The sequence below is a fragment of the Streptomyces sp. NPDC093085 genome, from assembly GCF_040683935.1.
GTDB lineage: Bacteria > Actinomycetota > Actinomycetes > Streptomycetales > Streptomycetaceae > Streptomyces.
In genome coordinates this window covers 838,799-854,097 of the sequence record NZ_JBFBFB010000002.1, presented here as the reverse complement: position 1 = coordinate 854,097, position 15,299 = coordinate 838,799, and the positions used below count along the sequence as shown (strand labels likewise).

At 73.6% G+C, this 15,299-nt stretch carries 13 protein-coding genes; 6 read left to right on the top strand and 7 right to left on the bottom strand.

All coding sequences use genetic code 11. The annotated features are described in order from the left end of the window. Nucleotides 1-51: 51 nt before the first annotated feature. Nucleotides 52-1,122: a hypothetical protein gene (locus AB0O07_RS10400; RefSeq protein WP_365630033.1), complete on the bottom strand. Its 1,071-nt coding sequence runs from the start codon at nt 1,120-1,122 to the stop codon at nt 52-54. Nucleotides 1,123-1,479: 357 nt separating this feature from the next. On the opposite strand from AB0O07_RS10400, the gene AB0O07_RS10395 reads away from it, so the two are divergent. Further along, a complete protein-coding gene (locus tag AB0O07_RS10395) occupies nt 1,480-2,178 on the top strand; it encodes a DedA family protein (protein WP_365630030.1) in 699 nt (232 codons plus the stop codon). Between the two features lie 107 nt (nt 2,179-2,285). Beyond that, a complete protein-coding gene (locus AB0O07_RS10390) occupies nt 2,286-3,512 on the top strand; it encodes a cytochrome P450 (RefSeq protein ID WP_365630027.1) in 1,227 nt (408 codons plus the stop codon). A 109-nt stretch (nt 3,513-3,621) separates the two neighbouring features. Here AB0O07_RS10390 and AB0O07_RS10385 read toward each other — a convergent pair whose 3' ends face one another. The 5 genes from AB0O07_RS10385 to AB0O07_RS10365 all read right to left on the bottom strand — a co-directional run bounded on the left by AB0O07_RS10385 (nt 3,622) and on the right by AB0O07_RS10365 (nt 8,221). Next, the gene (locus tag AB0O07_RS10385; protein WP_365630024.1) at nt 3,622-4,899 is read right to left on the bottom strand and encodes a cytochrome P450; all 1,278 of its coding nucleotides are present in this window, start codon (nt 4,897-4,899) and stop codon (nt 3,622-3,624) included. Next, nucleotides 4,896-5,510, bottom strand: coding sequence for an ATP/GTP-binding protein (locus tag AB0O07_RS10380; protein ID WP_365630021.1), 615 nt, complete (start codon nt 5,508-5,510; stop codon nt 4,896-4,898). The genes AB0O07_RS10385 and AB0O07_RS10380 overlap by 4 nt, the downstream gene beginning before the upstream one ends. Continuing rightward, the gene (locus AB0O07_RS10375) at nt 5,491-5,847 is read right to left on the bottom strand and encodes a DUF742 domain-containing protein (RefSeq protein ID WP_365630018.1); all 357 of its coding nucleotides are present in this window, start codon (nt 5,845-5,847) and stop codon (nt 5,491-5,493) included. The genes AB0O07_RS10380 and AB0O07_RS10375 overlap by 20 nt, the downstream gene beginning before the upstream one ends. Continuing rightward, nucleotides 5,844-6,263: a roadblock/LC7 domain-containing protein gene (locus tag AB0O07_RS10370; protein ID WP_365630015.1), complete on the bottom strand. Its 420-nt coding sequence runs from the start codon at nt 6,261-6,263 to the stop codon at nt 5,844-5,846. Before AB0O07_RS10370 ends, AB0O07_RS10375 begins: the two co-directional genes overlap by 4 nt. A gap of 173 nt (nt 6,264-6,436) precedes the next feature. Next, the gene (locus AB0O07_RS10365) at nt 6,437-8,221 is read right to left on the bottom strand and encodes an ATP-binding protein (protein ID WP_365630011.1); all 1,785 of its coding nucleotides are present in this window, start codon (nt 8,219-8,221) and stop codon (nt 6,437-6,439) included. Nucleotides 8,222-8,726: 505 nt separating this feature from the next. Between AB0O07_RS10365 and AB0O07_RS10360 the strand changes: the two genes are divergently transcribed. Beyond that, nucleotides 8,727-9,299, top strand: coding sequence for an XRE family transcriptional regulator (locus AB0O07_RS10360; protein WP_365630371.1), 573 nt, complete (start codon nt 8,727-8,729; stop codon nt 9,297-9,299). 120 nt (nt 9,300-9,419) lie between these two features. Here AB0O07_RS10360 and AB0O07_RS10355 read toward each other — a convergent pair whose 3' ends face one another. Then, nucleotides 9,420-9,842, bottom strand: a complete 423-nt coding sequence (locus AB0O07_RS10355) for a CoA-binding protein (protein WP_365630008.1) — start codon at nt 9,840-9,842, stop codon at nt 9,420-9,422. 114 nt (nt 9,843-9,956) lie between these two features. Here AB0O07_RS10355 and AB0O07_RS10350 point away from each other — a divergent pair, with 114 nt between their 5' ends. The 3 genes from AB0O07_RS10350 (at nt 9,957) to AB0O07_RS10340 (ending at nt 15,275) form a co-directional block, all read left to right on the top strand. Next, a complete protein-coding gene (locus AB0O07_RS10350; RefSeq protein ID WP_365630005.1) occupies nt 9,957-10,592 on the top strand; it encodes a YigZ family protein in 636 nt (211 codons plus the stop codon). Nucleotides 10,593-10,941: 349 nt separating this feature from the next. Further along, entirely contained in the window at nt 10,942-12,108 is a 1,167-nt protein-coding gene (locus AB0O07_RS10345; RefSeq protein ID WP_365630002.1) for an exonuclease SbcCD subunit D, read from the top strand. Beyond that, complete coding sequence (locus AB0O07_RS10340) at nt 12,105-15,275, top strand: SMC family ATPase (RefSeq protein ID WP_365629999.1); 3,171 nt, start codon at nt 12,105-12,107, stop codon at nt 15,273-15,275. Before AB0O07_RS10345 ends, AB0O07_RS10340 begins: the two co-directional genes overlap by 4 nt. The last annotated feature ends 24 nt before the right edge of the window (nt 15,276-15,299 follow it).

Sequence of the window (15,299 nt, the reverse complement as noted above, 5' to 3'; positions counted from 1 at the left end):
GCCGGCCCCCGTTCGACTGCCGGGGGCCGGCCGGATTCCGTACGGGGCGCGTCAGCCCGAGGACTTGGGCGCGAGCCGGACCGTGCCCATGATCTTCTTGATCGTGTCGTCCGACAGCTCGTCCGGCACACCCTTGTTCGCGTACAGCACCCACGTCGAGTAGTCGCCCGTGGTGGTGTTGGTGAAGGTGAAGGCGAACGCCTTGCCGTCGGTGTCGCACTTGTTCTTCTTGGTGAGGCCCGTGCTGACGGCCTCGGTGTAGTGCCCCTTGAGCCCCGCCGTGCTGGTGAACGCCTGCGGCTCGCCGACCTTGATCTTCTCCTTCAGCGAGGCCTTCGGCTCCTCCTGGGCGTACGCGGCCCACACCCAGCTCCCCGCCTCGCTCTTCGAGGCCGCCGCGGTGTCGGTGGCGCCCCTGGCGCCCTTCGTCCCGGTGCCCGCGAGGCTGCTGTACTCCAGCTTGCCGTCCTTGTTGGTGTCCTGCGAGCACCACTCGGACTTGAAGAAGGCCGGTGCGGAGAAGGAGATCGCGGGGGTGCCGTCACCCTTCTCGACATCCTCGAAACCGGAGATGATTCCCGGCTTGGAGACCTCCCACTCGGGCGGGACGTCGAACTGCGTGCCGTGCTTGGGGTTGGTGACGACCTTCCAGCCGTCGATCTGGGGCTTGGCGGCCTCGCTGTTCCGCGGGTTGTCCTGGGACGCGGCGGCGGTCGGCTCCCCGGACGCCGACGCGGAGGACGACGCCGAGGACTTCGCGTCGGCCACGTTGTCACTGGAACCGTCGTCCTTGCCCAGGACGAAGTAGGCCGTACCCGCGGCGGCGATCACCACCACCGTCGCCGCGACGATCGCGACGATCGTCGTCTTCCGCTTCTCGTCCTTCCCACCGTCCGGCGGACCCGGCTGGCCCGGCACCGCGTACTGTGCCGGAACCGTCGCCTGCATGTACGGGTTGGGCTGCTCGCCCCCCGGCTGCTGCGGATAGCCGTAAGCGGGCTGCGCCGGCGCCGTCGGCTGCTGGTACGGGTTCGGCTGCTGGTACCCCGGCTGCTGGTACGGATTGGGATTCTGGTCCTGCGGGTTCTGCTCGCCCCCGGGCGGCTGCTGTCCTTGCCACATGGCGAGTAACGATAGAGGGGTCGGGTGTGCGGCTGCTACGCCCGCCCTGTGAGGGGTTGGCGGAGTCACTCTACTCACGGGTAATGTCGCGGATCCGTGACGCCGGCGGGCGGTGTGTTCCTGATCGTCCCGGTCGGCGCTCTTCCGGAGTGTGCCGTTCCGCTCCCTGTCAAGACGGAAACCGGCTGCCGCGCCTCCGCGCCCCCTCGGCCTCCGCACCCCCTCAAACGTGGATTCCCGGCCGTTCCGCCCACCGGGTAGGCTTCCCGGCATGCGCCCCGCCGCGGGCGCGCGCCGGGCGCGTTGCGCAGGAGACGGCCCAGGGAAAGCATCCGACGCAAGCAGGAGGAATCGCCGGTGCACGTCCAGGAGTGGCTTGAGACCATCCCCGCGGTCAGTGTGTACATCCTGGTCGGGGTGGTCATCGGGGTGGAGAGCCTCGGGATACCCCTGCCCGGGGAGATCGTCCTGGTCAGCTCGGCGCTGCTGGCCTCCCAGCACGGCGAGATCGACCCGTACGTCCTCGGCGCCTGTGCCACCGCCGGCGCGATCATCGGTGACTCGATCGGGTACGCCATCGGACGGAAGGGCGGCCGGCCCCTGCTGGCCTGGCTCGGCGGACGGTTCCCCAAGCACTTCGGCGCCGATCAGATCGCCATGGCGGAACGGTCCTTCGAGAAGTGGGGCATGTGGGCCGTCTTCTTCGGCCGCTTCATCGCCCTGCTCCGGATCTTCGCCGGGCCGCTCGCCGGCGTCCTGCGCATGCCGTACTGGAAGTTCCTGATCGCCAACGTGCTCGGCGGCATCGTCTGGGCGGGCGGCACCACCGCCGTCGTCTACACGGTGGGCGTCGTCGCCGAGGCCTGGCTCCAGCGCTTCTCGTGGCTGGGACTGGTCCTCGCCGTCCTCGTCGGGCTCACCTCCATGCTCGTCATCAAGAACCGGGCGAAGAAGGCCGCCGAGAAGGGGCGGCAGGCCAGGGCCGAGTCCGAGGCCGCGGCCGAGGCCGGCGCCGAGGTGAGGAAGGAACAGGAGACTCTTCCCGTCGCCGACTGACACATGCGGTGAATGCCAGAGTGTGGCCTGTTTCTGATGGCCGATGATCAATACCCTTGATGGTGCCGTCCGATACCGATCGGAACGGCACCATGAGAGGGAGTGCCATGGCCACCGCACAGCAGATCCCGGACATCCTGTCCCCGGAGTTCGCGGAGAACCCCTATCCGGTCTACCGGGCGATGCGCGAAAGCGCCCCGCTCCTGTGGCACGAAGCCACCAAGAGCTACGTCATCTCCCGGTACGAGGACGTCGAACGGGCCTTCAAGGACAAGGAGTCGGTGTTCACCACCGACAACTACGACTGGCAGCTCGAACCCGTGCACGGGAAGACGATCCTCCAGCTCAGCGGGCGCGAGCACGCCGTACGGCGGGCGCTGGTCGCGCCCGCCTTCCGCGGCGCCGACCTGCGGGACAAGTTCCAGCCCGTCATCGAGCGCAACTCGCGTGAGCTGATAGACACCTTCCGGCACACCGGCTCCGTCGACCTGGTGGAGGCGTACGCCACCCGCTTCCCCGTCAACGTCATCGCCGACATGCTCGGCCTCGACAAGGCCGACCACGCCCGCTTCCACGGCTGGTACACCGCGGTCATCGCCTTCCTGGGCAACCTGTCGGGCGACCCCGAGGTGGCGGCGGCCGGCGAGCGGACCCGGGTCGAGTTCGCCGAGTACATGCTGCCGATCATCCGGGAGCGCCGCGACCACCTCGGGGACGACCTGCTCTCCACGCTCTGCGCCGCCGAGGTCGACGGCGTCCGGATGAGCGACGAGGACATCAAGGCGTTCTGCAGCCTGCTGCTCGCCGCCGGGGGCGAGACCACCGACAAGGCGATCGCCAGCATCTTCGCCAACCTGCTGCACCACCCGGAGCAGTTGGCCGCTGTTCAGCGGGACCGCAAACTCATCGACCGGGCGTTCGCCGAGACGCTCCGCTACACCCCGCCGGTTCATATGATCATGCGCCAGACGGCGGTGGATGTGACGCTCAGCGGCGGGACGGTCCCGGCCGGCGCCACCGTCACCTGCCTGATCGGATCGGCCAACCGGGACGGCTCGCGCTACGCCAACCCGGACACCTTCGACATCTTCCGCGAGGACCTGACCGCCACCACCGCGTTCTCCGCCGCCGCCGACCACCTCGCCTTCGCGCTCGGCCGGCACTTCTGCGTCGGGGCGCTGCTGGCCAGGGCCGAGGTCGAGACCGGGGTCAACCAGCTCCTCGACGCGATGCCGGAGCTGCGGTTCGCGGACGGCTTCGACCCCGTGGAGCAGGGGGTGTTCACCCGGGGTCCGGAGCGCCTGCCGGTGGTCTTCACGCCGGCCGGGGGCTGACGGCAGCCCCGCCGGGCCCGGCACGAACCGGGCCCGGCGGCGGGCCGTACCGCCGGACCGGGGTCGCCGCGACCCCGTACGGGCCCACGAGGCGCCCGTACGACCGCCGTTACTGCACCACGGGCGTGAAGCTCACCGGCAGCGCGGTCAGTCCGCGCATCCAGATCGAGGGGCGCCAGGTCAGCTCCTCCGGCTCCACGGCCAGCACCACGTCCGGCAGCCGCTCCAGCAGCGTCTCCACCGCCGTACGGGCGATGACATCCGCGAGCAGCGGGCTGGGGTACGGGCAGCGGTGCTCCCCGTTGCTGAACGACAGATGGGCCGAGTTCTCCGCGCCCACATGCCCCTCGGGCCAGATCTGCGGATCGGTGTTGGCCGCGGCGAGGCCCAGCACCAGACAGTCGCCCGCCTTGATGTGGCGCCCGGCGAGCTGGGTGTCGCGCGCCGCCCACCGGCCGACGAAGTTCTGGGTCGGGGTGTCCAGCCACAGCACCTCGTTGAGGGCCTGCCCGACACTGAGCCGCCCGCCCGAGACATTGAGCGCGAACCGGTCGTCGGTCAGCAGCAGCCGCAGCGAGTTGCAGATCCAGTTCGCCGTCGGCTGCTGCGCCGCGGCGATGACCGTGATCAGGTCCTGGACGACCTCCTCGTCCGTCAGCCCGGCGGGGTGGGCCAGCATCCGCGAGGTGACATCGGTGCCGGGGGCCGCGCGCTTCTCCCGGACGAGCTGTTCCATCCGCTTCTGCACCCGCAGATAGGCGGCGACCGGGTCGTCGCCCTCCTTGGCGTCCAGCGAGATCCGCAGGTCCCTGACGAACTCCTCGGTGTCCGTGCCGGCGGCGGGCATCCCGCAGAGCCGCACCACCGCGCGCATCGGCAGCGCGTGGGCGTACGAGCCCATCAGCTCGGCCTGGCCGCTGCCCGCGAAGTCGTCGATCAGCCGCTCCGCGATCTCCCGGCAGGTGTGGGCGAGTTCGAACTGGTCGACCGCCTCCAGCGCCTCGGTGATCACCCCGGCGCGCCGCTGGTGCTCGGCGCCCTCGGTGAAGAGCAGGGAGGGCTGGTAGCCGACGAACGGCAGCAGCGGCCAGTCGTCGGGGATGTTCGGCCACTGGTTCCAGCGCCGCGAGTCCCGCGCGAACAACTCGTCGTTGTTGGTGACGTAGGAGACCTCGGCGTAGCCGAGCACCAGCCAGGCGGGGATGTCCCCGTCCAGCAGGACCGGCGCCACCGCGCCGTGTTCGGAGCGCAGCGAGCGGTAGAGCTGGGACGGCGTCTGCTGGAACTCCAGGCCGCTCAGCCGGAGCGGCCCGTCCGCGTGGGCGGGGCAGCCGGGCGGCGGGGCCGGTGCTGCGGTCTCTCCGGCGGGCGGTGCGGGGTCGGTCACGGTGTCATCTCCCGGGCCATGGCCAGTTCGTAGAGGTGGTCCACGAGGGTGATCAGGACGTTCTTGCCGGACGACCGTACCCGTGCGTCGCAGTCGATCAGCGGAACGTGCTCCGGCAGCGAGAGCGCCAGCCGGATCTCGTCGAGGGAGAACGCCGAGGCGTCGTCGTCGAACCGGTTGACGGCCACGACGAACGGCGTCTTGTGGTGTTCGAGCCGGTCGATGGCGTACCAGGACTCGCTCATCCGCCGGGTGTCGACCAGGACGACCGCGCCGAGGGTGCCGGAGAAGAGCCGGTCCCAGAGGAACCAGAACCGCTCCTGGCCCGGCGCGCCGAACAAGTAGAGCACCATGCGCTCGTTGAGGCTGATACGGCCGAAGTCGAAGGCGACGGTCGTGGTCGTCTTCGCGGGCAGTCCCGCGGTCTCGTCGACGCCGACACCGGCCTGCGTCATGACCTCTTCGGTGTTGAGCGGTCTGATCTCGCTGACCGACCGGACCAGGGTGGTCTTGCCGACCCCGAAGCCGCCCACGATGACGATCTTCAGGCCGTTCTCCGCGGCGTCGTGCAGCGGGGTACGGGCGGGCAGCTCAGAGGTTACGGAGTCCAACGAGCACCTCCTTCAGGAGAGCGGAGTCGGGAAGGTTGGTGGCGCGCGTGACGGTGGGATGGCGGGCGGTGATCCGGCTCGTCGCGAGGAGGTCGCCGAGCAGGATCCGTACCACCGTCACCGGCAGCCGCAGCTCGGCGGCGATCTCGACGACCGCCGTCGGGGCACGGCACAGTTCCAGGATCCGGACGTGTTCCGACTGCATCCCGGCGGCCGGCTCGCACTCGCTGACGATCAGGGTGACCAGGTCGAAGGTGTCGTCGTCGGCCCGGCTGCGGCCACCGGTGACGGTGTACAGCCGGTCGGGGTCCCCGATGTCGACGGGCCGCCTGATCATGAGCGCGGACTGTCCTGGGCGGGTGTGCGCGGTTCCGCCCGCAGGTGCTCACCGATCTGGTCGACCATCTCGGTCATCTGATGGCCCACCACACCGGGGTCGGCGCCGTCCTCGGCGATCACCGCGAGATGCGCGCCGTCACCGGCCTCCACGATGAAGAGCAGCCCGCCGTGGAACTCCGTCATCGAGTGCCGTACGCCGCCGCTGCCGTTGCCGAACTCCACCGAGGCGCCCTGCGCGAGCGCCTGGATGCCGGAGCAGATGGCGGACAACTGGTCGGCCTGGTCGAGGGTGAGGTGGCGGCTCCAGCAGAGCTTCAGCCCGTCGCGGGAGAGCACGAGGGCGTGCCGGGTGCCGGGGGTGCGCTCCAGCAGGCTCTCCAGGAGCCAGGTCAAGCTGTTGTCAGTGGTCTGCATGGTGTGCGTGGGGCGGGATGCTGCCGGTGGTGTGCCGGTCACCCGTCCGTGCCTCCGATCTCGCGTGTCCGTATGGGGGGGATGGCGCCGGTCTCCCCGGTCGCCGTACGGGGTGGGACGCCGCAGGGGTGCCTGGGGCGCCGGTGGGGCCCGTCCAGGGTCTGCCGCCGGGGTCAGGCCGGGGTGCCGGGGATGTCGTCACCGTCCGCCGGGGGCGTGCCCGGCGTGCCCGGCGCGGTTCCGTCCGACGCGGCCTCGGCGGCGTTACGGGCCCGGTGGAAGGCGCCGAACCGGGCGCCCACGTCGCGGGGTTCCGGCTCCGCCGCCGCGGGGGCCGGGCCCGGGGTGGGCAGCGGCCGTCCCCGGTCGGCGGCGGCCATCGTACGGCCCGGCGGGCGCACCGGCAGGCCGCCGGGCGTCGCGACGCGGGGCCCGCCGCCGGGCGCGGACGGCGAGGGCAGCACCGGCCACGCCGTCGACGTCGGTACGGGCGGGGGCACCGGCGAGGGGTCGGCGGTCCGGGGCGCGGCGGGGCGGGGCTCCGCTGCCCGGGGCGCGGGGGGCTGCGGGGCGGGGGCCTGGCGGGCCGGCGGCTCGCTCTCCACGCCCCGCTGCTGGGCCATGAGCTGCGGCGGGAAGAGGACGACGACGCCGGTGCCCCCGCGCGAGGAGGGCCGGTAGTTGACGCTGATGTGGTACTTGGCGGCGAGCCGTCCGACCACGGCGAGGCCGAGCCGGGTGCCCTGGAGCATCGCGAGGTCGGTGACCCGCCCGGACACCGACTCCTCGGCGCGGCGCATCGCGGCGGCGGCCATCTTCAGCCCGCTGTCCTCGATGGTCACCACGATGCCGGCGGCACGTTCCTCCACATAGACGTGGACCTCGTCGATGGGCGGCGAGAAGTTCGCCGCGTTGTCCATGAGTTCGGCGAGCAGGTGCATCACCGGCTCGGCGGCGAACCCGGCGATGGCGGCGTTGCTGGAGCAGTGCAGCCGGACCCGCTGGTAGGCGGCGATCCGGCCGACCGCGCCGCGCAGGATGGACTCCATCCCGATCGGCTTGTTCCAGGCGCGGCTGGCCCGGCCGCCCATCAGCAGGGCGAGACGGTCGGTCAGCAGCCCGAGCTGCGAGGTGTTGTGGTCGAGCTTGAGCAGGTCGCCGAAGACCTCCTCACCGTGCCGGTCCTGCATCTCGCGCAGGTCCGCCAGCATGGAGACGGCCTTGGCCTGCACCCGGCTCAGCGCCTTGGCGCTCGCCGCCTGGGCCGCCGAGGCGCGCCGCTCGCTGAGCGCGAACTCCCGGACCACCGCGTCCACCAGGACCCGCAGCCGGGGGTCGGCGGGGGTGTCGAGGGTGGCGAGCACGGTGTCGGCGGAGCCGCCGGCGCGTACGCCCGCGAACGCGGCGGGGAGCGTCTTGCCGGTGAGCAGGTCCAGGTCGTCGGCGGCCCTGGTCAGCTCGGCGACGGCGGTCCCGCTGTCGGCGGCGGCCCGGGCCGCGCGCGACTCGGCGGCGGCCAGCTCGGTGGTGAACGTCTCCAGCACCTTGCGGAGCTGCGGGTCGGCGGGGGGCGGGGTGGCCGCGAAGATCTCCTGGGCGCTCGCGCCCTCGCGGAGCTTCTTCACGACGGAGGGGAGGGTGACGTTCAGCAGATGGGCGGCGTCCGCGCCGTACCGGGCGAGCTGGGCCTCGGCGGCCCCGCTCTCGTTCCGCGCTACGGACGCCCCGCGCCGCGCGCGGCGCAGCAGCAGGGTGGCGGTGACGACGGTGGCCGCGAGGCAGAGCCAGGTGACGGCGACGGTGGCGGCCACCCAGGTACGGGCGGCGGCCGGGGCGGTGGCGGCGACGGCGCCGCCGGCTCCACCGGCCACCACCAGCAGGGCCAGCGGCACGGCGAGCGACAACGGTTTCGCCGTCGTCGGTATGCGGTGCGGACTGGGGGCGACAGGCACTGACATTCCGCGGTCCCTCGGTACGTGAGTTCGGGGAGGAAAACCGGCCGACCTGCGGGCTTCGGCCGCACGGGCGGGATCCGACACCGACGGGACGGCGATCTTCCGCACCTCATGTGGCGCTCATGCTAACCACGGGACACGGTGCGCGAGCACTCCGGGCCGCCCTGAGCCCACACAACGGGGGACTTCGTCCCGAAGTCGCCCACAGTGGCGGGGGATCGTGGTATCGGGAATTGGCCAAGCTCGCCCTGTCATATGCGTCCGCCATGGATCGGAGCGTCCTGTGCCTGGCCGATTCGTGCGCTTGAACGTTTCCCTGACGGGCGCTTATCCACTGGTCCATCGATCCTTTTCGGCCAAGTGTCCTTATGACGCGTGATGGTCCAGGGGCGGTGGAGACGGGTGGTGCGGGCCCCGCAGTACAGTGCGACGCATACCCGGGTGCAGCGCAAAGTAGTGCAATCCGCTGCACCTCCTCGTTGGACATGTTGAACATATGGGACGGAATGTGTCGGACCTCGATCAGCTCACCCAGTCGCTCGCCCGGAACCTCAAGCGCTGGCGCGGGGAGCGGGGCTTCACCCTCGACGCGCTGGCGGCCCGCGCGGGCGTCAGCCGGGGGATGATCATCCAGATCGAGCAGGCCCGTACCAACCCGAGCGTCGGCACCACCGTCAAGATCGCCGACGCGCTCGGCGTCTCCATCACCACCCTGCTCGACTACGAACAGGGCGCCCAGGTCCGTATCGTCACCGAGGACCAGGCGGTCCGGCTCTGGTCCACCCCGGCCGGCAGCCGCAGTGTGCTCCTGGTCGGCGCCGAGTCGAACGGCCCGCTGGAGATGTGGTCCTGGACGCTGATGCCCGGCGACGCCAGCGCCTCGGACCCGCACCCCGCCGGAACCTTCGAACTCATCCATGTGATCACCGGCGAGCTGACGCTCCTCGTCGACGGCGCCTCGCACCGGGTGCCGGCGGGCGCCTCCGCGAGCTTCGAGGCCGGGGTGGAGCACAGCTACCGCAACGAGGGCTCCGAGGTGGTGGAGATGATCATGTCGGTCTCCGTCCCGCCGGTCCGCTGACCCGGCACCGGCACGGACACCGACTCCGGCACGGACACCGACTCCGGCACCGGCACGGACACCGACTCCGGCACCGGTACCGACTCCGCCTCCGGTACCGGCGGCCCCGGGCGGGCCGGCTCAGCCGAGCCGGGGCAGCTCGATCGCGGGGCAGCGGTCCATGACCATCGCCAGCCCGGCCGCGCGCGTCCGCTCGTACGCCGCCCCATCGACCACCCCGAGCTGGAACCAGACGGCCTTCGCCCCGATGGCGACCGCCTCGTCGGCGACCGCCCCGGCCAGCGAGCTGTTGACGAAGACGTCCACCACGTCCACCGGGAACGGGATGTCGGCGAGCGAGGCGTACCCCCGCTCCCCGTGCACCGTCTCGGCCTTGGGGTGGACGGGGACCACCCGCTTCCCGTACCGCTGGAGCACCGCCGCGACCCCGTACGCCGCCCGGGAGGTGTTCCCGGAGAGCCCGACGACCGCCCAGGTCTCCCCGCCGCGCTCCAGGATCTCGCGCACCGCTCGCTCCGCGTCCATGCCGTCCCCGTCTCCCATGACATCTCCGTTCCGCACGCTGCCTCGGTAGGCCATGCCAGGGGAACAGCGTCGCGCGCCCCGCCATTCCGGCGCCGTTCCGTCCCGCCCCGGGCGCCCGCATAGGGTGGGGGGATGCAGGAGGAGTACCGGACCGTCGCCCGTGCGGGCGTCCACGAGACCGAGGTCAACCGGTCGCGCTTCCTCTGCGCGCTGGCACCGGTGGCGACGGAGGACGAGGCGCGGGCGTTCCTCGCGCGCGTGCGCGAGGAGCACCCGGCGGCCACCCACCACTGCTACGCCTATGTCCTCGGCGCCGACGCCGCCGTCCAGCGGGCGAGCGACGACGGCGAGCCCGGCGGCACCGCGGGCGCGCCCATGCTCCAGATGCTGCTGCGCCGCGAGATGCGGTACACCGTCGCCGTCGTCACCCGCTACTACGGGGGCGTCAAGCTCGGCGCCGGCGGGCTGATCCGGGCGTACGGGGGAGCGGTCGGCGAGGCGCTGGACGCCCTCGGCACCCGGACCAGGCGGCGCTTCCGGCTGGTCACCGTCACCGTCGACCACCAGCGCGCGGGGCGCCTGGAGAACGACCTGCGGGCCACCGGGCGCGCGGTGCGCGAGGTCCGGTACGCGGAGGCGGTCACCATCGAACTGGGGGTGCCGGACGCGGAGACCGACGCGTTCCGCGCCTGGCTCGCGGAGACCACGGCGGGCAACGCCACCCTGGAGCTGGGCGGCGAGGCGTACGGCGACGGGAGCGCCGCATGACCCCCGGGCGCGGCGCGGTCACCTCCCCGCACCGGGCCCGCCCCGGAACGTACGGGCGTCGGCCCGGAACGGCCGGGCGGCGCGGAATGGCCGAGCTGCCCGGAACGGCTGGGCGGCGCGGAATGGCCGGGCGGCGCGGAATGGCCGGGCGGCGCGGAATGGCCGGGCGGCGCGGAATGGCCGGGCGGCGCGGAATGGCCGGGCGGCGCGGAATGGCCGAGCTGCCCGGAACGGCCGGGCGGCGCGGAATGGCCGGGCGGCGCGGAATGGCCGGGCGGCGCGGAATGGCCGAGCTGCCCGGAACGGCCGGGCGGCCCCGAACGTACGAGCGCGTGAAGGATGGCCTCTGGTGAGGATGCTGCACACGTCGGACTGGCACCTCGGGCGCTCCTTCCACCGGGTCGGCCTGCTCGACGCCCAGGCCGCCTTCCTCGACCACCTCGTGGCGACCGTCCACGCCCGGGACGTCGAGGCGGTCCTCGTCGCGGGCGACATCTACGACCGGGCCGTACCGCCGCTCGCCGCCGTCGAGTTGTTCGACCGCGCGCTGCACCGCCTCGCCGAGGCGGGGGTGCCCACCGTCATGATCTCCGGCAACCACGACTCGGCCCGCCGGCTCGGCGTCGGCGCCGGGCTCATCGAGCGCGCGGGCATCCACCTGCGCACGGAACCCGCAGCGTGCGCCACCCCGGCGGTGCTCACCGACGCACACGGCGAGATCGCCTGCTACGGGCTGCCGTATCTCGAACCCGCCCTGGTCCGGGCCGAGTTCGGGGCGGCGAAGGGCGGACACGAGGCGGTGCTCGCGGCCGCGATGGGGCGGGTACGGGCCGATCTCGCCGCCCGCGCCCCCGGCACCCGCTCCGTCGTCCTCGCCCACGCGTTCGTCGTCGGCGGCGCGCCCAGCGACAGCGAACGCGACATCACCGTCGGCGGGGTGGCCGCCGTGCCCACCGGAGTCTTCGACGGCGTCGACTATGTCGCGCTCGGCCATCTCCACGGCGCGCAGACCCTCACCGACCGGATCCGCTACGCGGGTTCGCCGCTCGCCTACTCCTTCTCCGAGGCCGCCCACCGCAAGACCATGTGGCTGGTGGAGCTGGGGCCCGCCGGGGAGATCGCGGCCGAGCGGATCGACTGCCCGGTGCCGCGCGCCCTCGCCCGGATCCGGGGGTCGCTCGACACCCTGCTCACCGATCCCGCGCTCGCCCGGCACGAGGACGCCTGGATCGAGGCCACCCTCACCGACGCCGTCCGCCCGGCCGAACCCATGGCGCGGCTCGCCGCCCGCTTCCCGTACACGCTCAGCCTCGTCTTCGACCCGGAGCGGGGCGCCGACGACCCGGGCGCCTCCTACGGCCGGCGCCTCGCGGGCCGTACCGACCAGCAGATCGCGGAGGACTTCGTGGCGCACGTACGGGGCGGGGCGGGGCCCGACGAGCCGGAACGCACCGTGCTGCGGGGCGCGTTCGACGACGTACGGGTCGATGCGACGGTGCGCGAGGTGACCCCGTGAGGCTCCACCGGCTCGCCGTCACCGCGTTCGGTCCCTTCGCCGCGACCCAGCACATCGACTTCGACGCGCTCTCCGGCGCCGGGCTCTTCCTGCTCCACGGGCCCACCGGCGCCGGGAAGACCTCGGTGCTCGACGCGGTCTGCTACGCGCTGTACGGGGCGGTGCCGGGCGCCCGGCAGTCCCCGGGCACCACACTCCGCAGCGACCACGCGGCCGCCGGTGTCCCCACCGAGGTCACCCTCGAACTCACCGTCGGCGGACGGCGGCTGGAGATCACCCGGCGGCCCGCCCAGCTCCGCCCCAAGAAACGGGCCACCGGCTCCACCACCGAGAAGGCGCAGAGCCGGCTGCGCGAGTACGACGCCACGGCCCCCGGGGACGGGTGGCGGGCGCTGAGCCGTTCGCACCAGGAGATCGGCGAGGAGATCGGGCAGCTCCTCGGGATGAGCCGGGAGCAGTTCTGCCAGGTGGTGCTCCTGCCCCAGGGCGACTTCGCCCGCTTCCTGCGCGCCGACGCGGAGGCCAGGGGGCGGCTGCTGGGCACGCTCTTCGACACCGGCAGGTTCGCCGCGGTCGAGGAGCGCCTGGCCGAGCTGCGACGCTCCGCCGAGCACCGGGTACGCGCCGGGGACGACCGGCTCCTCGCCATCGCCCAGCGCATCTCCCAGGCGGCGGTGGGAAGTTCACCCGCCGGAACGGTGCCGGCCCCCCAGCCGCCGCAGTACGGACCGGGCGATGCCGGACTCGCCGCCGCGGTCCTGGCCTGGGCGGCGGAGGTACGGTGCGAGGCCGCCGAGCGGGCCGGCATCGCCGCTTCGGCGCTCGCCGGGGCGGAGGACCGCCTCGCCGCCGCCCGTGCCGTACGGGACGCGGAGCGTGAACGGGCCAGGCTCCAGGAGCGGTTCGCGGACGCCCAGCGGCGCCTGGCCGCGCTGGAGGAGCGCCGCCCCCGGTACGAGCGGACCCGGGCGGTGCTGGAACGCGACCGCAAGGCCGAACGCGTCGCGCCCGCGCTCGCGTTGCGCGAGGAGGCGGAGGAGGCCCACCGCGCCGCCTCCGCCGCGCGGGAGCGGACCCGGCCGCTGCTGCCGCATCTCGCGGACGCCGGCGCCGAACAACTCGCCGCGCGGGAAGGGGCCGTACGCCAGGAACTCGGCGCGCTCGACGCGGCCCGGCGCGCGGAGCGGCGCTCGGCGGAGATCACCGCGGAGCGCGCGGCGCTCGACCGCCAGACGCGCGCCGACGAGGATCTCCTCCAGGAGACGGCGGACCGGCTGGCGGGCTGGGAGCCCGAACGCCGCGCCCTGCTCGGCCGGGTGGAGGAGGCCCTGGAGGCCGCCGCCCGCGCCGAACACCTCGCAGGACGCCTCGAACCGGCCCGCCGCCGGCTGGCGGCGGCCCGCCGCAGGGACGCGCTCGCCGAGTCGCTGACGGAGTCCCGCGAACGGCTGGTGGCCGTCGGCGAACGCGTCAACGCCGCCCACGCCACCTGGCTCGACCTCCGCGAACGCCGCCTGAAGGGCATCGCGGCCGAACTGGCCGCCCACCTGACGACCGACACCCCCTGCCAGGTCTGCGGCTCGACCGCCCACCCCGCCCCCGCCCGCCCCACCGACGACCAGGTGGCCCCGGCGACGGAGGACGCCGCCCTCACCGCGTACCAGCGCCACACCACCCTCCGCGCCGAGGCCGAACGCGCCCACACGGCCCTCCAGGAACAACACGCCACCGCCCGCGACCAGGCGGCGGAGCCACCGGAGGGGGAGGGCGCTCCTGTCACAGCGGAACCACCGAAGGAAGGCCCCCCGGGGCCCGGGGCCGGCGGGGACGTCCCGGTCGGGGACCGTCCCGTCGGTGGGGGTGTTGCCGGCGGCGGTGGTGTCACGGCCGGTGCCGGGCCCGGTGTCGGCGAACTCGCCGGTGCCGTCGAGCGGCTGGAGCGGGAGCATGCCGTGGCACGGCGGGTGGCCGCCGGGGCGCACGGGGCCCGGGAGGCGCTGGGGCGGGGGGAGCGGGAGTGCGCGGGGTGGGTGGCCGCGCAGCGGGAGGCCGAGCGGCGGGTCGCCGCGCGCACCTCGCGCTATGAGGCGCTGGAGGCGGAACAGGGCGCCCTCCAGGACGAGTTGGACCGGGCCCGGGGGGACGCGGCCAGCGTGGCCGACCGGGTCGCCGAATTGACGGAGCAGGTACGGCGGCTCACGGCGGCGACCGAGAGCGCGCGAGCCTTCGAGGCCACCGCGCTCCGGCTCAAGGAGGCCGACGGCGCCCTCGCCACCGCCGCCTTCCGGGCCGGATTCGACACCCCGGGCGCCGCGGCGGAGGCGCTCCTCGACGGCGCCGAGCGCCGGGCCTGCCAGCACCTCCTGGACACCTGGCAGGCCGAGTCCGCCGCCGTCGCCGACCGGCTCGCCGAGCCCGCCGCCCGGGACGCCGCCGCCCTCCCGCCCGCCGACCCGGACACCGCGCAGGCCGCCCACGACACCGCGGAACGCGCCCTGCGCGCCGCCGCCACCCGGCACGCCGCCGCCCGGGAGAGCCGCGACCAGCTCGCCGCGCTCTCCCGGCGCGCCGAGGCCGAGGTGCGCCGACTCGGCCCGGTACGCGAGGAGTACGACCGGGTCGCCCGCCTCGCCGGGCTCACCGCGGGCACCTCCGCCGACAACGAACGCCGGATGCGCCTGGAGTCGTACGTCCTCGCGGCCCGGCTGGAACAGGTCGCCGCCGCGGCCACCGTACGGCTCCAGCGGATGTCCTCGGGCCGGTACGCCCTCACCCACACCGACGCCCGCGCGGCCGGCCGCCGCCGCTCGGGGCTGGGCCTCCAGGTCGTCGACGCCTGGACCGGCAGTACCCGCGACACCGCCACCCTCTCCGGCGGCGAGACCTTCTTCGCCTCCCTCGCCCTCGCGCTCGGCCTCGCCGATGTCGTCACCGACGAGGCCGGGGGCGCCCGGCTCGACACCCTCTTCATCGACGAGGGCTTCGGCAGCCTGGACGACCAGACCCTGGACGAGGTCCTCGACGTCCTCGACTCCCTGCGGGAGCGGGACCGCGCCGTCGGCATCGTCAGCCATGTCGCGGACCTGCGCCGCCGTATCCCCACCCAACTGGAGGTCGTCAAGGAGCGCGACGGGTCGGCCGTGCGGCTGCGCGGCCCGGGGGAGTAGCCGGTCAGGGGGGAGCCGGCCCGG